Origin of the sequence: Streptomyces erythrochromogenes, from assembly GCF_036170895.1 — a bacterium.
Classification (GTDB): Bacteria; Actinomycetota; Actinomycetes; order Streptomycetales; family Streptomycetaceae; genus Streptomyces; species Streptomyces erythrochromogenes.
Window position 1 is genome coordinate 1,328,866 of sequence record NZ_CP108036.1, and the last position, 16,548, is coordinate 1,345,413.

Genomic DNA, 16,548 nt, shown 5'->3' on the forward strand with positions numbered 1-16,548 from the left:
CACCGAGCACGATCTGCTCGTCGGTGCGAGCGGTTCGATGCGTAGGAGGTCCGTGTGCGGTTGATCGACCTGTCGTCGGCGGTGGACGCCACGGCGTACGAGCCGGATCCGGTGGTGCACGAGGTGTTGACGCCCCGTCAGGGTGCGGAGCACATGAGCGCGGAGATGCGTACGCACTTCGGGCTGGAGTTCTCCCCGGAGGAACTGCCCGACGGGGAGTTCCTCTCGCTCGACCGGATCACCCTGACCTCGCACACCGGCACGCACGTCGACGCGCCGTCGCACTACGGCTCCAGGGCCGGGTACGGCGACGGAGTGCCCCGGCACATCGACCGGATGCCGCTGGACTGGTTCTGCAGGCCCGGGATCGTGCTCGACCTCACCGACGCGGCGACCGGTGTCGTCGGGGCCGCGCGGCTGGAGAAGGAGTTCGAGCGGATCGGCCGCACCCCGGCGCCGATGGACATCGTCCTGCTGCGCACCGGGGCCTCGGCGCGGGCGGGCACCCCGGAGTACTTCACCGAGTTCGCCGGGCTGGACGGGCCGGCCGTGCACCTGCTGCTGGACCTGGGGGTGCGGGTGATCGGGACGGACGCGTTCAGCCTGGACGCCCCCTTCACCGACATCATCGAGCGCTACCGGCGCACCGGTGACCGTTCGGTGCTGTGGCCGGCCCACTTCGCCGGCCGCGACCGGGAGTACTGCCAGATCGAGCGTCTGGCGAACCTCGACGCCCTGCCCGCCCCGTACGGGTTCACCGTCGTCTGCTTCCCCGTGAAGATCGCGGGCGCGGGCGCCGGCTGGACCAGGGCGGTCGCCATGGTCGACGAGTGAGCCCGGCACCGACCCCGACCCGACACCGACTGGAGAGAGATGTACGGACAGGAGCTGGCGGAGGTCTACGAGATCTTCTACCGCAGCCGGGGCAAGGACTGGCCGGCCGAGGCGGCCCACGTCACGGACCTCGTACGGGCGCGGTGCCCGGAGGCGGACTCCCTGCTCGACGTGGCCTGCGGGACGGGAGCCCATCTGGAGACCTTCGGAACGCTGTTCAAGCACACCGAGGGTCTGGAGATCGCCGCCCCGATGCGGGAGCTGGCCCACCGGCGGCTGCCGGCGGTGACGGTCCACCCCGGCGACATGCGCGCCTTCGGCCTCGGCCGCACCTTCGACGCGGTCGTGTGCATGTTCTGCGCCATCGGCTACCTCGGCACCGTCGCCGACATGCGTGACGCGGTGCGGTCGATGGCCCGGCACGTACGCCCCGGCGGGGTGCTCGTCATCGAGCCGTGGTGGTTCCCTGAGAACCATGTCGAGGGCTACGTCGCGGGCGACCTCGGCCGGGAGAACGGCCGCACGGTGGCGCGGATCTCGCACTCGACCCTCCAGGGCCGCGCGACCCGGATGGAGGTGCGGTTCCTGGTCGGCGACAGCTCCGGCATCCGGGAGTTCACCGAGGTCGACGTCCTCACCCTCTTCACCAAGGACGAGTACCTCGCGGCGTTCGCCGACGCGGGGTGCACCGTCGAGTACCTCCCCGGCGACCCGACCGGCCGCGGTCTGTTCGTCGGTGTACGGCAGTAGGACCCCAGCCAGGCACGTGCCGGAGACGAGCGGAGACAGTGACTCAGCCATGACCACTTACGTATGGGACTACCTGCGCGAGTACGAGAACGAGCGGGAGGACATCCACGACGCCGTCGAGACCGTGCTGCGGTCGGGGCAGCTCGTGCTCGGCGCCAGCGGGCGCGGCTTCGAGGAGGAGTTCGCCGCCTACCACGGGGTCGGGCACGCGGTGGGTGTCGACAACGGCACCAACGCGATCAAGCTGGGCCTCCAGGCGATCGGCGTGGGCCCCGGCGACGAGGTGATCACGGTCTCGAACACCGCCGCGCCCACGGTGGTGGCCATCGACTCCGTGGGGGCGACGCCCGTCTTCGTCGACGTCCACCCCGACACCTATCTGATGGACGTCGAGCAGGTGTCCGCGGCCGTCACCGAGCGCACCAGGTGTCTGCTGCCGGTCCATCTGTACGGCCAGTGCGTGGACATGACCGCGCTCCAGGCCGTGGCGGACGAGCACGGCCTGGTGGTCTTCGAGGACTGCGCGCAGGCCCACGGCGCCCGCCGGGGCGGACGCCTCGCCGGCACCTGGGGGGCCGCGGCCGGGTTCTCCTTCTATCCCACCAAGGTGCTCGGGGCCTACGGCGACGGCGGCGCCGTCATCACCTCGGACCCGGCCGTGGACGCCGCGCTGCGGCGGCTGCGGTACTACGGCATGGAGGAGCGGTACTACGTCGTCCAGACCCCTGGGCACAACAGCCGCCTGGACGAGCTGCACGCGGAGATCCTGCGCCGCAAGCTGCGCCGGCTCGACGCCTACGTCGAGGGCCGGCGCGCGGTGGCCCGCCGGTACGCCGAGGGCCTCGCCGGCACCGGTCTGGTCCTGCCGTCGACGGCGCCGGGCAACGACCACGTCCACTACGTCTACGTGGTCCGCCATCCGCGGCGCGACGCGATCATCGAGGCGCTGAAGGCCTACGACATCCAGCTGAACATCAGCTACCCGTGGCCGGTCCACACCATGACGGGCTTCGCCCACCTCGGATACGCCAAGGGGTCCCTGCCCGTCACCGAGTCGGCGGCCGAGGAGATCTTCTCGCTGCCCATGTACCCCTCGCTGGACCCGGCGGTGCAGGACAAGGTGATCGGCGCGCTCCACGACGTACTGGCCTCGCTGTGAGCCCTGTCCCCACCGGGCGGGACGGGGACGGCGGCCGCCGGGTCCGCATGGGTGTGCTCGGCTGCGCGGACATCGCGCTGCGCCGGATGCTGCCGGCCATCGCGGCGGCCGAGTCGGCCGAGCTCGTCGCGGTGGCCAGCCGGGACGCCGCGAAGGCGCAGCGGGCGGCGGCCCGGTTCGGGTGCGCCGGGGTCAAGGGCTACCGGACGCTGCTGGAGCGGGACGACATCGACGCGGTGTACGTCCCGCTCCCGCCCGCGCTCCACTTCGAGCAGGTGGCCGAGGCGTTGCTCGCCGGCAAGCACGTGCTGTGCGAGAAGCCGCTGTGCACGACCCACGCGGAGGCCGCCGAGCTGATGGAGCTGGCTCGGCGGCACCGCCGGATCCTCGCCGAGAACTTCATGTTCCTGCACCACTCCCAGCACGCCGGGGTCCGCTCGCTCGTAGAGTCGGGCGCCATCGGCGGGCTGGAGGTGCTCTCCGGTTCCTTCGGCGTACCGCCGCTGGACCCCACGGGGTTCCGGTACGCCCCCTCGCTCGGCGGCGGCGCGCTGCTGGACGTCGGCGTCTATCCGCTGCGCACGGCGCAGATGTACCTGTCCGGTGAGCCGGAGGTGCTGGCGGCCACCCTGCGGGTGGACGACGCGACCGGCGTGGACGTGGCGGGCACGGCGCTGCTGTGCGCCCCCGACGGCGTCGCGGCGCAGCTGGAGTTCGGCTTCCGCCACTCCTACCGGTCGCGCTACGCGCTGTGGGGCGGCGCGGGACGGATCTCGGTGGAGCGGGCGTACACCCCGCCGGAGGTGCTCAAGCCCGTGGTCCGGCTCCAGCAGCAGGACCGGCTGACCGAGCTGGCGATGCCCGCGGACGACCAGGTGCGCAACGCGCTGGCCGCGTTCACGGCCGCCGTCCTGGCCGGCGGGGACGGACCGGTCGGCGAAGCGGAGTCGCTCCTGCAGGCCAGGCTGGTCGAGGACGTCCGCAAGGTCGCCAGGATCGTCGGCGGCTGAGGCGGCACAACGGCGCCGGGGGCGGGGCCGCGCACCGGCGCCCGGCGGCGGCGGGTGCCCGGGCTGCGGTGTCCGCGGCGCGGACCTACGCTGATCCGGTGACCGGCCGCACCGGAGGCAGGGTGTCACCTGGCGCCACCCGGTGGCGGTCCGAGGGAGGTGACGCCCGATGTCCGCACCCCGGGCAGCAGCCGTGGTCCGCAGCGCGGCCGCGGGAACCGTCTTTCTGATCGTGTTCGCGGGCGTTGGCACGGGCACGGCCCTGGCCGACGACAACGGGATGGCCGACAAGAGCGCGCAGGCCATCGCCGACGCCTCGCGCAAGGCCATGTCGGAGGTCACGTCCATGCGCATGGTGGCCAAGGTGACCGAGGGGTCGGGCACCACCGCGCTGGACATCCGCTTCGACGAGGCGGGCAACTGCGTCGGCACCGTCAGGCCGCCCGGCGGCTCCGGCAGGGCCGACGTGATCAAACGCGGCAACGACGTGTGGATGAAGCTCGACGACGCGCTGCTGCGGGCCCAGGTACCGGCCGCCGCGGCCGAGGACGCGATCGCGCTGATCGACGGCCGCTACCTGCACGGCACCACGGACAACATCATGCTGCGTGATTTCGCCCAGTTCTGCGATCTCGACTACTTCAAGTCGGAGTTCTCCTCGAAGCCGGCGAACGAGCAGCTGAAGAAGGGCGCGCGCAGCGCCGTCGACGGCCGTCCGGCCATCACGGTCACCGGCAAGCGCGGCGGGGACACCGGCACTTACCAGGTGTCCACGCAGGACGAGCCGTACCTCCTGCGCATCCAGGGCGCCAAGGCCTCCGGCGAACGTGTGGAGGCCACCTTCTCCGCCTTCGACGAGCCGGTCCGGCCCAAGCCGCCCGCGCCCGCGGACTCGGTCGACCTGTCCAAGCTCCAGTAGCGCACCGCGCGAAAGGGACCACCATGATCACCACTGACTTCGCCGCGGGCGCCCCCTGCTGGATCGACCTCGGCGCTCCCGACGTGCCCGCCGCGGCGGCGTTCTACGGCGCCGTCCTCGGCTGGGACTACGAGTCCATGGGCGAGGGGGAGGACATGGAGGGCGGGATGTTCCGGAAGGACGGGAAGATCGTCGCCGGGCTCGGCAAGCTCACCGAGGAGGGTGCCCGCCCGGCCTGGATGATCTACTACAGCGTGCCCGACGCGGATGCCGTCACCGAGGCCGTCGAGCGCGGCGGGGGCACGGTGCGGGTGCCGCCGAGGGACCTCGACGAGTGGGGGCGGATGGCCCAGTACAGCGACCCGCTGGGGGGCCAGTTCGCCGTCTGGCAGCCGGGGACCAGCAAGGGCGTCGAGCTGGTCGACGAGCCGGGGTCGCTGTCGTGGACGGAGCTGTACACGAGCGACGCGGCGGCGGCCAAGGACTTCTACGGCGGGGTCTTCGGCTGGTGGTTCAGCGACATGGAGCTGCCGGGCGGCGGAGGGACGTACGCCCTGGTCACGCCCGCCGGACAGCCTGCGGAGCGCATGCACGGCGGCGTGATGGAGCTGCCCGCCGAGCACCTCGCCCCGGCGGGCGGGCGGCCGTACTGGCACCCCGTCTTCGCCGTAACCGACTGCGACGCGGCGGTCGCCGCGGTCACCGGGAACGGCGGCAGCGTGCAGATGGGGCCGGAGGACGCCGAGGGCGTCGGACGGCTGGCCGTCTGCCTCGACCCGGCGGGCGCCGACTTCGTGGTGCTGGCTCCGTCGCCGGACTGACCCGGATCCCGGCGGCCCCGCGAAGGCCGGACCGGGAGAGGTCAGACCCGGGAGCGGTATGCCCGCATCGCGAGCGGGACGAAGACGATCGCGATGCCCGCGGCCCAGATCAGGGACCACATGATCGGCTCGCCGGCGGGGGTGCCGAGCAGCAGTCCGCGGAAGGCGTCCGACAGCTGGGTGACGGGATTGACCTCCACCCAGGCCTGGAGCCAGCCGGGCATCGTGTCGACCATCACGAACGCGCTGCTCGTGAAGGTGATCGGGAAGATCAGCGTGAAGGCGAAGACCTGCACCTTCTCCGCGTCGCCGGCCAGCATCCCGATCAGCACGGCCGTCCACGAGACGGCCGCGGCGAACACCAGGAGCAGCAGCAGTCCGCCGACCAAGCCGGCGACGCCGCCGGTGATCTCGAAGCCCAGCAGGGTGCCCAGGGCGATCATCAGGAGCATCGCCCAGAGCTGTTTGGCCAGGTCGGCCGTGATGCGCCCGAGGAGCGGCGCCGAGCGGGCGATGGGCAGGCTGCGGAGGCGGTCGAAGACGCCCTTGGTGAGGTCGGTGTTCAGCGCCATGGCCGTGTACATGCTCATGAAGAGCGTGTTCTGGACGATGATCCCGGCGAGCGCGTACTGGAGGTACGCCTGCGGGGATCCGGCCATCTGTCCGCCGAAGACGAAGGTGAACAGGAAGACGAACATGATCGGCGAGATGCTGTAGTCGACGAGCTCCAGCGGGTTGTGCTTGACGGAGACCAGGCTGCGCCAGGCGAGCGTCGCGGTCTGCCGCAGCGCCGCCAGAGGGCGTACCCGGCCGCTGCCGCCCAGGGTGCCGGTCACGGGTGCGGAGGCGGTGGTCATGACAGGCTCCCGGCGGTCGCGTACTGCTCGTCGTCACCGTCACCGTCGGCCGCCGGCGTCTGCGGCTGCGCCCGGTGGCCGGTCAGGACCATGAACACCTCGTCGAGCGACGAGCGCCGCAGGGTCAGCTCGGCCACGGCGATGCCCGCGTGGTCCAGCCGACGGACCACGCTCGGCATGAGCTCCGGGTCCTTCACCGGCACGGTGATCTCCTCGCCGTCGATCTCGGCCAGGGGGCCCGCGGCCTCGGCGAGCAGGGCGTGCGCCGGGGCGAGGTCCGCGGCCCGGGCCGGCCGCAGCTGCAGCACCTGGCCGCCGACCTGCGCCTTCAGCTCGTCGGGCGTGCCGTCGGCGATGACCGTGCCCTTGTCGATCACGACGATGCTGTCGGCCAGCCGGTCCGCCTCGTCCAGGTACTGCGTGGTCAGCAGCACCGTGACCCCCTCGGCGACGAGGCCGCGCAGCATGCCCCACACCTCGCCGCGGCTGTGCGGGTCGAGCCCGGTGGTCGGCTCGTCCAGGAAGAGGATCTGCGGCCGCCCCACCAGGCTCGCCGCGAGGTCGAGACGCCGCCGCATGCCGCCGGAGTACGTCTTGGTGGCCCGTCCCGCCGCCTCGACCAGTTGGAAGCGGTCGAGCAGTTCGGCGGCCCGGGCCCGGGCCGCGCCGCGCGGCATGCCGAGCAGCCGCCCGATCATCAGCAGGTTCTCCGTGCCGGTCAGGTTCTCGTCGACCGCGGCGTACTGGCCGGTGAGCCCGATCGCCGAACGGACCCGGCCCGCCTGCCGGACCACGTCGTACCCGGCGACCTCCGCGCGGCCGTCGTCCGGCTGGAGGAGGGTGGCGAAGATGCGGACGGCGGTCGTCTTGCCCGCGCCGTTGGGTCCGAGCAGGCCGAGGACGCTGCCGGCGGGCACCTGGAGGTCCACGCCGGCCAGTGCACGGGTCTGCTTGAACCGCTTCGCCAGGCCTTCGGCCCGGATCGCGTACTGCATGGAGATCACCCCGGACGGGAGTACGTGCTGCTGCCACTTCCCTCAACTGTGACGCACACCATTGACATTGTCCGGCCGGGCGGACGGCCCGGGCGGCGCGGGCCGGTGCGGCGCCGACCCGCGGACACTGACCGCGCTCCTCGCCCACCTCGTCGAGTGGGAGGTCTTCCCGGCCGGCCCGGACGGCTACCGGCTGACCCCGGTCGGCGAGGAACTCGTCGAGGACGACCACTCGTTGGAGGAGTACGACCTGCGCGGGGCGCAAGCCGCGCTGGACCTCTCGCTGTCCGGTCTGCACGAGACGCTGCGCACCGGCCGGGCCGGCTTCCGTACCGCGTCCGGGGCCCCGCTCGCCGTGGCCCTGGCCGCGGACGAGCGTCTGGGCGCGTCCGCGCGGGAGGCCGTGGAGGACGAGGCCCCGTGGATCGCCCCGGGGGTGCGCACCGGGCACCCTCGCCGCGGCCTTCCCCACCCTGCGGGTCCGCGTGGCCGCGCTGCCGTCGGCGCTGCGCACGGTCGCCGACCGGGTGCTGGACTCCGCGGTGCTCGACCGGGTGCAGCTGGTGCCCACCAGCGGGCCGGTCCCGGCGGGCGACCGCACCGTCCTGCTGTGCCGGCTGCTGGAGCAGCTCCCCGACGAGGACGCGGTGCTCGCGCTCCGCGAGAACGCCGCCGCGGTGCCCGCGGGCGGCGCGCTGCTGCTGGTCGAGCAGGTCGAGGGGGCGGACGGCATCGAGCTGGACACCGAGGCCGCCCTGCACCACCTGCGGCTGAAGGCGGCGTTCGGCTCGGGCGTGCGCACGGAGCGGGACTTCGAGCGCATCGCCGCACTGGCCGGGCTCCGCGTCGCCTCGCGCCGCGACATCGGCTGGGACCACCGCCTGTGGGAGCTGGCACCCGCCCGCTGACGCCTCCGGGGACCGCTCAGACGGCGCCCTCGCTGATGGTGAACAGGGCACCGCTCCGGTCGCGCAGGGTGACCCGGCGGTCCGTCGGGGAGGACCGTACGGGTGTCACGGCGGCGCCCCCGTGCCGGACCGCCCGGTCGATCGCCCCGTCCAGGTCGGCCACGGCGAAGTGGACGTGCCAGCGGGGCCGGACCTGCGGGTCGGGGGCGTTCTCCACGGCTCCGGCGTCGATCCGCGCGACGGTCTGGCTGCCGCGGCGCACCACGACGTGGTCGTGCTCGTAGGCCACGTCGCAGCATCCGGGCCGCTCGCAGGCCCAGTCGAGGACCTCCCCGTAGAACACCGCGGCGGCGAACGCGTCGCGGGTGCGGAGCTCCACCCAGGACGCGGCGTCCTCCTGCCCGGCGTGCCACTCCTGGACGACCTCGCCCTCCCAGAAGCCGAAGACCGCCCCGGACGGGTCGGCGGCCAGCGCGGCCCTCCCGGTGGCGAAGGCGAGCGGTCCGACCGCCATCGTCGCGCCCCGCTCACGGACCCGGGCGGCGGTCACCTCCGCGTCGTCGACGGCGAAGTACGGCGTCCACGCGGTCGGCACGCCGAGCCTCGGGGCGAGTGCGCCGACCGAGGCGACGGGCCGGCCGTCCAGCAGGGCCGCTCGGAAGTTCTCGCCGAGCCGGGTGGCCCGGAACGTCCAGCCCAGCACCCCCGCGTAGAACTCCTCCGCCTCGGCGAGGCCCGGAGCCGTGAGGTTGACCCAGCAGGGCACGCCGAACACGTCACGGCTGTTCGTGGTCATCGCACCGCCTCCGATCGCCGCCCGGCATCCGGTCCCGCCGCAGGGCGGCTGCCCCGTCCGCCCCACTCCTAACACAAACGGACGAAACGGACCATCCGCGCCGCGTCGGCCGACGGAAGCACTGTGCGCCGGCCCTCCGGTGCGCACACTGGACCAGGTGGCCCGCGCCGCGGCGGCGGCGGACCGAGGAGAGGTGTCCGGCCTTGAGCGTTCCCGTTCCCGTTCCTGCTCCCGTCCCTGTTCCTGCTCCTGCTCCTGCTCCCGTTCCGATCGTCATCGACTGCGATCCTGGGCATGACGACGCCCTCGCGATCCTGCTCGCGGCGGGCGACCCGGGGGTCGACCTGCTGGCCGTCACCACGGTGGCGGGCAACCAGACCCTGGAGAAGACCACCCTGAACGCCCTGCGGGTGTGCACCGTCGCCGGCATCACCGGCGTCCCGGTCGCCGCCGGGTGCGCGGCACCGCTGGTGGAACCGCTGCGGGTCGCCGAGGACGTCCACGGAGTGTCGGGACTGGACGGCCCCCGCTTCCCCGAGCCGTCCCTGGCGGCCGAGCCCGAGCACGCGGTGGAGCTGCTGCGGCGGATCCTGGCCGGGCATCCGGAGCCGGTCACGCTGGTGCCGACGGCGCCCCTGACGAACATCGCCCTGCTGCTGACCCGGTATCCCGAGCTGGCTGGCCGGATCAGGGAGATCGTGCTGATGGGCGGGTCCACGGACCGGGGGAACCGGACCCCGGCCGCCGAGTTCAACATCCACACCGACCCGGAGGCCGCGGACATCGTCTTCCGCAGCGGCGTACCGGTGACCATGTGCGGGCTCAACGTCACCCACCAGGCCCTCGCGACGCCCGAGGTCGTCGCCCGCTTCGAGGCGCTGGACACGGACCTCGGGCGGATCTGCGCCGAGCTGCTGGACTTCTTCGCGGGCACCTACCGGCAGCTGTGGGGGTTTCGCGCTCCCCCGGTGCACGACCCGGTCGCGGTGGCCCGGGTCATCGACCCCGGGATGGTCACCTGCGTGGACGCGCACGTGGCCGTGGAACTCCACGGCAGGCACACGCGCGGGGCGACCGTGGTGGACCTGCACGGCACCCTGGGGCGGTCGGCGAACGCCCGGGTCGCCGTCGGGCTGCGGGCCGACCTGTTCTGGGACCGGCTGCTGGCGGCCGTGGCGGCACTGGGCGGCTCCGGTACGGGTCAGTCGGCGCCGCCCGCGGAGGGCCGCACCTGATCGGGCCCCTCGGACGGGGGAAGCCGGTGGGCTGCCACCAGTTCCTCGGCGGCGAGCAGCGCGCTGTGGGCGTTGCGCTGGCCCATCAGGACGCACAGCGTGTACGCGGCGTCCTCCATCGCGGCGCGCAGCGCCGGGTCGCCCGGCGAGGCCAGCGTACGGCGGCGCACGGCCCGCAGGTGGTTCAGGTGCCGGCGCAGCACGTGCGGGGACGGCAGGAGCGTCCCGGAGGCGGGCGGAGCAGGGGGGTAGGGGGTCCGGGCGTGCCCGATCTCCGCGCGCAGGGCCCGCTCGCAGTCCGGGTCGGCGTCCCCGGGGGCGGTGCGGGTCGCGATGACCGTGCGCGCCATGAGCGGGAGCGTGACGCCCGCGGCCTGGGCCGCGTTGCCGAGGACGCGCCGGGCGCTCTCGGCGGTGCAGGGCACCAGGGCCATCACCATCCCGGTCGCGCCGGCGAGCGCGGCCCGGTCCGTTAGGCCGTCCGCGCCGGCCTCCCCGTCGGTCACGGCGGCGCCGCCTTCCGTGCGGCCGCGGGCCGCCGGGCTCTGAATCATCCGTCCGCTCCTCGGGTCTGTCCGGGTGGATGCCGCTGTGTAGCACCTCCGGACGGGCGGTCGGCGCACCCACGCGGGCGCCGGCGAGCGGATCGCCCGATGTGGGGAACCCCGGAGCCGTGGGTTGACGTTGCGCGGCGCTCCGCACCGCTCGTGACGCGCGAACGCTCCGCAGCGGCGGGTGCCGGTGCGGAGCGTTCGGCTGAGCGGTTCAGCGGTTCAGCGGGCGGACGTCACGTGTCCAGACGGCTGTTGGGGCCGTCGTGCCCGTCGGCGCCCGCGTCGTTGAACCAGTAGTCCCCGGCCGCGAGGTAGCGGAAGGCGTGCGTGGACTTGGCGGGCAGCGCGACCGTCACCGCCCGCATGCCGTCGGGACGGGGTTCGAGTACGTGGGCGCCGGGCTGCCAGCCGTTGAACGTCCCCACGACGCTGACGGGGCCGGGCGGGTCGCCCCCGGGCAGCACGAAGGTGACGGCGGTGGTGTTCTTGCGACGCTGTCTTTCCAGCATGAAGTGCTCCTTCTGCGTCATGGACGGCCCCACTCTTCCGGAGTCATCCTGACGGCCCCCCGCGGCGCCCACCCGCGACCCGCCGCAGCGCGGTCAGGGTCACCCGTCGGGGCTACAGGCTCAGGGCGTCCTCGGCGTTGTCCACCCACGGGGTCACGGAGTTCTTGGTGGAGGAGACGTACAGGCCGGGGGTCGACGCCTTGAGCGGTGTCTGCACCAGGTCGGACTCGGTGTTCATGGTCATCGCGATCGAGTCGACGGTCTTGCCGGTGCCGTCGACGGCACCGCCCATGAGGCCGGCGTAGGCGGACTTGCCCGGGGCGAGCCTGATCGCGTCCTCGATGCCGGGGGCCGTGCCCCGTTCCGTGGCCTGCCCGTCGAGGGCGCCGAAGGTCACGACCGGGTGCCCGAGCACCTTGCACGCCTTCGTTCCCTTGTTGGTGATCTTCAGCAGGTAACTGCTGGTCGTGGGCTCCGCCAGGCTCGCGGTGAACGTCACGTCGTGGGTGCTGCACGGGAAGACGTCGAAGTCGGGGTCGGTCGGTGCCTTGGAGCCGGGGGATCCGGCGGACTTCGTCGGCTTGGCCGGCTTCGCCGTCGGTGTCGCGGACTTCGACGGCGCGGCGGATCCGGACGGGGACGAGCCGGCGGTCGGCGTGCCCGCGGACGGCGTGCCGGTCCCGCCCGCCGTGTCGTCCCCGGTGGGCCCGCAAGCGGTCAGCGCCAGTGCGGACAGGGCGGCGAGGGCGACGGCGGTTCTGCGTACGGTGCTCATGGTGTTCCCCCAGATGAGGCGCGACACGCGCGGGGCAGGGCCGGTCCGGTTCCGGCGGCCTGGCACCAGGATCCCGCCGAAGCTTCACAGCTTGGTGACGGGCCGTTGCCGAGTCCACCACGGTTCCCGGCGCGCCGCCCACGCCTCGCCTAACCTGACATCGCACCAGACCATCAGGAAGGGAATGTTCCATGCCTTCTCGCCTCAACCCGTACATCAGCTTCGACGGCGACGCCCGGCAGGCCATGGAGTTCTACAAGGAGGTCTTCGGCGGCACCCTGGCGCTGAACACGTACGGCGACTTCGGCGGGGAGGAGGCCGGCGACGCCGCCGACCGGATCATGCACGGCATGCTGGAGACCGCGAGCGGCTTCACCCTCATGGGCGCCGACAACCCCCCGGGTACGCAGCACAGCCCGGGCAACAACATCTCGGTGAGCGTCAGCGGGGAGGACACCGCCGAGCTGCGCGGCTACTGGGACGCGCTCTCCGGCAGCGGCACGGTCTCGGTGCCGCTGGAGAAGCAGATGTGGGGCGACGTCTTCGGCATGTGCACGGACCGCTTCGGCATCACCTGGCTCGTCAACATCAGCACGTCGGAGGGCTGACCCGGCGCCGTCGAACGGGGCGGGCGCTCCCGCGCCACCTCCACGGTGGAGCTGCGGCCGTCCCCGTTTCGACACCGCGGCACCTGCCTCGCCGGCCGGACTCCAGCATGATCGATGCTCCGCACGTGCGGGAGCACGGGCGACCGCCCCGCCCCGCCTTCGATCACAGGAGTCCAGCCCCATGTCCGACATCACCGTGCGCGCCGTACGCCCCGGGGACTTCGCGCAGTGGCGCGCCCTGTACCGCGGCTATGCCGACTTCTACGAGGTGGAGCAGACCGAGGAGGCGGCCGCCACGGTGTGGTCGTGGGTGAACGACCCCGGCCACGAGGTCGGCGCGCTGGTGGCCGAGGACACCACGGGCCGGCTCCTCGGCCTGGCGCACTACCGTCCGTTCGCCCGGCCCCTGTCCGCGACGGTCGGCTGCTTCCTCGACGACCTGTTCGTGGCCCCGGAGCACCGCGGCTCGGGCGCCGCGGACCTGCTGCTCGGCGCGCTGCGCGAGCTCGCGGCCGAACGGGGCTGGAGCGTGGTCCGCTGGATCACCGCGGACGACAACCACCGCGCGCGGGCCAAGTACGACCAGGTGGCCACGCGCACCCTGTGGGTCACCTACGACATGCCCCCGGCCCGCCCCTGACTGGACACTGCGCTTGCCACGGGGAGGCGGTCGAGGCAGTCGCGTCTGGTGTTCGTCCACGGGATCGGCGGTCCTCGCGACCCCGTCCGGGAACTCACCGCCTGGACCGGGGCGCTGGCCGCCGGCATGCGGGAGGCCGGGCACTCCGCCGCCGCCCGCGCGCTGTTCTCGGACGGGCCGCCGGACCGTCACGTCTTAGTCCACTACACCGACCTCTTCGGGCGGGCGCAGGCGCACGGCGGCGACGCCCCGGACACCGTCGGTGACGCGGAGTCGGAGATCTTCGCCGGGCCGCTGGTCGCCTGGGTGGAGGGGCTGTCCGAGGAGAACACCGGCGAGGACGACCGCAGGATCCTGGAAGACGCCCGGCGCAGGCCGAATCGAGGCCCCAGGAACAGGGCAGCCTGGCGGTCGACCGCAGGGCCCTCAACGTCGCGACGACCGTGCTCTCCCTCAAGCCCTGGGGAGCCGCGGCCCGTTACGTCACTCCCGAGGTGATGGTCAGCCACCTCAGTCAGGTGGCCCGCTATCTGGCGCGCAAGGAGCCCGACGCGCACGGCACGAGCTTCGACGGCCGCATCCGCGCCCGGGTCGCCGAGGCGGTCGGGGACGGGCCGGCCGTGGTGGTGGCCCATTCGCCGGGGTCGGTCGTCGCGCTGGAGAGCCTGCACCACCTCGCCTCGCCCGTACCGCTGTTCGTGAGTCCCCCGATACGCCCCGCCCGCCCGGAACCGGACCGCAGTAGCCCTCGACCACGGCCCTGCGACCTGGCGAGTTCTACGACCGCGCAGGTACCGGCCGCGGACGGCGAGCGGCGGGGCCCGCCCGCCTGCGCATCCGGTACTTCGCCCGGCCCGGGGGCAGGCCCAGCTGTACGGTTCGTGGTGGTCGTCCGGGACGACCACTACCGGAGTACCCGGCGGACGCGCCGGTCGCCTCGCACGGAGGCCACCGGCCGGCCGCAGGGGAAGGAACGGATGTGGGCATCGACCTGCTCGTGATCTACACGGCCCGGCTGGAGGAGTGCCGAGGCTTCTACGCCGGCCTCGGGCTCGACCTCGTACCGGAGAGGCACGGCACCGGGCCGGACCACTACGCCGCGACCCTCGCCGACGGCGGCGTCCTGGAGCTGTACCCGGCCACGCGCCGCCCGGCGACCGGGTACGTGCGCCTCGGGCTGACGGTCGCGGCGCACCGCGCAGGGGGTCGACCCGCCGGCCGCCACACCCTGACCGACCCGGACGGCCGGACGGTCGTCCTGACCGTCCAGGAGCCGGGCGGCACCACGACCGGCTCCTGAGCGGCGCGGCGAACGCGCTCCCCGCGGGGGCCGGGGCCGGCCCCCGCGGCCCGCCTCAGCCCACCGCCTGCTTCACGAGCGCGGCGATCCTCTCCTCCGCCTCGGGCGTCACCTCGGTCAGGGCGAACCCGGCCGCCCACATCGTGCCCTCGTCGAGCTTCGCAACGTCGCTGAACCCGAGGGTGGCGTAACGGGCCTTGAACTTCTCCGCGCTCTGGAAGAAGACGACGACCTTCCCGTCCAGGGCGTAGGACGGCATCCCGTACCAGAGCTTCGGCGCGAGGGACGGCGCACTGGCCGTGATGACGGCGTGCACGCGCTCGGCCATGATCCGGTCCGAGTCCTGCATCTCGGCGATCTTCGCGAGCACGTCCTGCTCGGCCGCCGCCGCCTTGTCCGCGCGCGAGCTGCGCCGCGCCGCCGTCTTGAGTTCCTGGGCGTGGTCCTTCATCGCGGCCCGCTCCTCGGCCGTGAATCCCTCGTGCTTGGCGCTTTCCGTGCTGCTCATGGCTGATCTCCCCCTAGAGGACCTCGCATGTGCGGGACTTGGGGGGACCCTATCCCGCCCCACCGGCATCGGCATCGGGAAATCCCTGAAGCTACTGACAAGTACCGCAGTTGCCAGATGAATTCCTGGAATCCGACGCACTTGCCGGCTTATCTGACTGACACATTCCGCAAGCGCACCCCGCACACCTGCAGCTGGTGGTCCCGTCGGACCGGTGCGGGGCGCGCTACGTCAGCACGGTCCCCCACGTGTGGTTCGGCGCGGGCGCCGGACATCTGAAGGCGGATCAGGCGGTGGCGAGGGAGATCTCGGTCGACTTGATCAGGGCCACGACGGGCGAGCCGGCGGCCAGGCCCAGCGCCTCGACCGCGTCGGCGGTCACGGCCGCGGTGAGGCCGCCGCCGTTCACGTCCACGCGTACCGCCGCCATGGCCGGGCCGGCGGCCACGTCGACGACCGTGCCGCCGAGCTGGTTGCGGATGGAGATGTTCTCGACCGGGCCCGTGGCCAGGGCCACCTCGGTGGCCTTGACCAGTGCCGTGACCGCGGAGCCCGTGGTGATGCCGAGGTCCTTGACGGCGTCGGCGGTGATGGCCGCCGTGATGTCCTGGCCCCCTTCCAGACGGACCTTGACCGCCGCCATGGCCTCGCCGGCGGTGACGGCGGTGACGGTGCCTGCGATCTGGTTGCGGATGCTGAGACTCATGAAGGTTCGACCTCTTGTGTGAACACGGTGCACGGGCCGAACAGACCGTGCGTGATCGACAGTAGGAGGGTTCGTCCGGGTTCGCTCCGGGCACCTCTCATCCGCCAACCGGAACCACCCTCCTGGCTGGCCGCCCCTGCCGCGAACGCGCGTCGCGATGGCCGCCTTCGCCGGATTGTCGGTTGCGTGTTCTAGCCTCGGCCCGGAAGCTCCCGCCCCGTCACCCGGAGGACCGGCTCGATGGCCTCGGCACCGCAGAAGATCACCACGTTCCTGATGTTCGAGGGCCGGGCGGAGGAGGCGCTGACCTTCTACGCCTCCCTGTTCGACGACTCCGAGGTCGTCGACATCACCCGCTACGGTCCCGACGGCCCGGGCGAGGAGGGCACCGTGCTCCGTGCCACGTTCTCGCTCGCCGGCCAGCGGTTCATGTGCATCGACAGCTACGTCAAGCACGAGTTCGGCTTCACCCCGGCGGTCTCGCTCTTCGTGGAGTGCGATTCCGCCGCCGAGCTGGACCGCCTCTACGCGGCCCTCGCCGACGGGGGCAAGGAGCTCATGCCGGTGGGCTCGTACGGCTTCAGCGCCCGCTTCGGCTGGGTGAACGACCGCTTCGGGGTGTCCTGGCAGCTGAACCTCCAGGACGTGCCCTCCTGAAGGCTGG

General features: G+C 72.9%; 21 protein-coding genes. 13 read left to right on the forward strand and 8 right to left on the reverse strand.

The window, feature by feature from the left end; all coding sequences use genetic code 11:
• The first annotated feature begins 54 nt into the window (after positions 1–54).
• From OHA91_RS06395 to OHA91_RS06420, 6 genes are all read left to right on the forward strand, one after another.
• A complete protein-coding gene (locus OHA91_RS06395; RefSeq protein ID WP_031146983.1) occupies positions 55–834 on the forward strand; it encodes a cyclase family protein in 780 nt (259 codons plus the stop codon).
• Between the two features lie 39 nt (positions 835–873).
• Positions 874–1,584: a class I SAM-dependent methyltransferase gene (locus OHA91_RS06400; RefSeq protein WP_031146981.1), complete on the forward strand. Its 711-nt coding sequence runs from the start codon at positions 874–876 to the stop codon at positions 1,582–1,584.
• 49 nt (positions 1,585–1,633) lie between these two features.
• A complete protein-coding gene (locus OHA91_RS06405) occupies positions 1,634–2,743 on the forward strand; it encodes a DegT/DnrJ/EryC1/StrS family aminotransferase (RefSeq protein ID WP_031146979.1) in 1,110 nt (369 codons plus the stop codon).
• Positions 2,740–3,753, forward strand: a complete 1,014-nt coding sequence (locus OHA91_RS06410) for a Gfo/Idh/MocA family protein (protein ID WP_245240007.1) — start codon at positions 2,740–2,742, stop codon at positions 3,751–3,753. The genes OHA91_RS06405 and OHA91_RS06410 overlap by 4 nt, the downstream gene beginning before the upstream one ends.
• 169 nt (positions 3,754–3,922) lie before the next feature.
• Positions 3,923–4,672 carry a hypothetical protein gene (locus tag OHA91_RS06415; RefSeq protein ID WP_158714711.1) on the forward strand — a complete coding sequence of 250 codons (750 nt, stop codon included), beginning with the start codon at positions 3,923–3,925 and terminating at the stop codon, positions 4,670–4,672.
• Between the two features lie 23 nt (positions 4,673–4,695).
• Positions 4,696–5,493 (forward strand): VOC family protein, encoded by a 798-nt coding sequence (locus tag OHA91_RS06420; protein ID WP_031146973.1) that lies wholly within the window; start codon positions 4,696–4,698, stop codon positions 5,491–5,493.
• A gap of 41 nt (positions 5,494–5,534) precedes the next feature.
• Here OHA91_RS06420 and OHA91_RS06425 read toward each other — a convergent pair whose 3' ends face one another.
• Both OHA91_RS06425 and OHA91_RS06430 read right to left on the reverse strand, forming a co-directional pair.
• Positions 5,535–6,350 (reverse strand): ABC transporter permease, encoded by an 816-nt coding sequence (locus tag OHA91_RS06425; RefSeq protein ID WP_031146971.1) that lies wholly within the window; start codon positions 6,348–6,350, stop codon positions 5,535–5,537.
• Positions 6,347–7,345, reverse strand: a complete 999-nt coding sequence (locus tag OHA91_RS06430) for an ATP-binding cassette domain-containing protein (RefSeq protein WP_328738802.1) — start codon at positions 7,343–7,345, stop codon at positions 6,347–6,349. The genes OHA91_RS06425 and OHA91_RS06430 overlap by 4 nt, the downstream gene beginning before the upstream one ends.
• 485 nt (positions 7,346–7,830) lie before the next feature.
• Between OHA91_RS06430 and OHA91_RS06435 the strand changes: the two genes are divergently transcribed.
• Positions 7,831–8,253, forward strand: a complete 423-nt coding sequence (locus OHA91_RS06435; protein WP_051892699.1) for a methyltransferase — start codon at positions 7,831–7,833, stop codon at positions 8,251–8,253.
• Positions 8,254–8,269: 16 nt separating this feature from the next.
• Here the strand turns inward: OHA91_RS06435 and OHA91_RS06440 are convergent, their stop codons facing one another.
• The gene (locus OHA91_RS06440; RefSeq protein WP_037631568.1) at positions 8,270–9,049 is read right to left on the reverse strand and encodes a VOC family protein; all 780 of its coding nucleotides are present in this window, start codon (positions 9,047–9,049) and stop codon (positions 8,270–8,272) included.
• 203 nt (positions 9,050–9,252) lie between these two features.
• On the opposite strand from OHA91_RS06440, the gene OHA91_RS06445 reads away from it, so the two are divergent.
• On the forward strand, positions 9,253–10,284 hold the full coding sequence (locus OHA91_RS06445) for a nucleoside hydrolase (protein WP_328738803.1): 1,032 nt from the start codon (positions 9,253–9,255) through the stop codon (positions 10,282–10,284).
• On the opposite strand, the gene OHA91_RS06450 is transcribed toward OHA91_RS06445, so the two are convergent.
• The 3 genes from OHA91_RS06450 to OHA91_RS06460 all read right to left on the reverse strand — a co-directional run bounded on the left by OHA91_RS06450 (position 10,251) and on the right by OHA91_RS06460 (position 12,122).
• Positions 10,251–10,838 (reverse strand): DUF5133 domain-containing protein, encoded by a 588-nt coding sequence (locus OHA91_RS06450; protein ID WP_266493986.1) that lies wholly within the window; start codon positions 10,836–10,838, stop codon positions 10,251–10,253. The genes OHA91_RS06445 and OHA91_RS06450 overlap by 34 nt on opposite strands.
• Before the next feature lie 233 nt (positions 10,839–11,071).
• On the reverse strand, positions 11,072–11,347 hold the full coding sequence (locus OHA91_RS06455) for an isoamylase early set domain-containing protein (RefSeq protein ID WP_031146961.1): 276 nt from the start codon (positions 11,345–11,347) through the stop codon (positions 11,072–11,074).
• A 112-nt stretch (positions 11,348–11,459) separates the two neighbouring features.
• The gene (locus OHA91_RS06460) at positions 11,460–12,122 is read right to left on the reverse strand and encodes a DUF4232 domain-containing protein (protein WP_158714710.1); all 663 of its coding nucleotides are present in this window, start codon (positions 12,120–12,122) and stop codon (positions 11,460–11,462) included.
• 191 nt (positions 12,123–12,313) lie between these two features.
• On the opposite strand from OHA91_RS06460, the gene OHA91_RS06465 reads away from it, so the two are divergent.
• From OHA91_RS06465 to OHA91_RS06480, 4 genes are all read left to right on the forward strand, one after another.
• Positions 12,314–12,730 (forward strand): VOC family protein, encoded by a 417-nt coding sequence (locus OHA91_RS06465; RefSeq protein WP_328738804.1) that lies wholly within the window; start codon positions 12,314–12,316, stop codon positions 12,728–12,730.
• Between the two features lie 181 nt (positions 12,731–12,911).
• The gene (locus OHA91_RS06470) at positions 12,912–13,370 is read left to right on the forward strand and encodes a GNAT family N-acetyltransferase (RefSeq protein ID WP_031146955.1); all 459 of its coding nucleotides are present in this window, start codon (positions 12,912–12,914) and stop codon (positions 13,368–13,370) included.
• Positions 13,371–13,813: 443 nt separating this feature from the next.
• Positions 13,814–14,371: a hypothetical protein gene (locus OHA91_RS06475; RefSeq protein WP_158714709.1), complete on the forward strand. Its 558-nt coding sequence runs from the start codon at positions 13,814–13,816 to the stop codon at positions 14,369–14,371.
• Positions 14,350–14,670: a VOC family protein gene (locus OHA91_RS06480; protein WP_031146953.1), complete on the forward strand. Its 321-nt coding sequence runs from the start codon at positions 14,350–14,352 to the stop codon at positions 14,668–14,670. The genes OHA91_RS06475 and OHA91_RS06480 overlap by 22 nt, the downstream gene beginning before the upstream one ends.
• Before the next feature lie 55 nt (positions 14,671–14,725).
• Here the strand turns inward: OHA91_RS06480 and OHA91_RS06485 are convergent, their stop codons facing one another.
• Together OHA91_RS06485 and OHA91_RS06490 are read right to left on the reverse strand one after the other, a co-directional pair.
• Complete coding sequence (locus tag OHA91_RS06485) at positions 14,726–15,178, reverse strand: iron chaperone (RefSeq protein WP_031146951.1); 453 nt, start codon at positions 15,176–15,178, stop codon at positions 14,726–14,728.
• A 286-nt stretch (positions 15,179–15,464) separates the two neighbouring features.
• A complete protein-coding gene (locus OHA91_RS06490) occupies positions 15,465–15,884 on the reverse strand; it encodes a TOBE domain-containing protein (RefSeq protein ID WP_031146949.1) in 420 nt (139 codons plus the stop codon).
• A gap of 240 nt (positions 15,885–16,124) precedes the next feature.
• Between OHA91_RS06490 and OHA91_RS06495 the strand changes: the two genes are divergently transcribed.
• Complete coding sequence (locus OHA91_RS06495; protein WP_031146946.1) at positions 16,125–16,541, forward strand: VOC family protein; 417 nt, start codon at positions 16,125–16,127, stop codon at positions 16,539–16,541.
• The last annotated feature ends 7 nt before the right edge of the window (positions 16,542–16,548 follow it).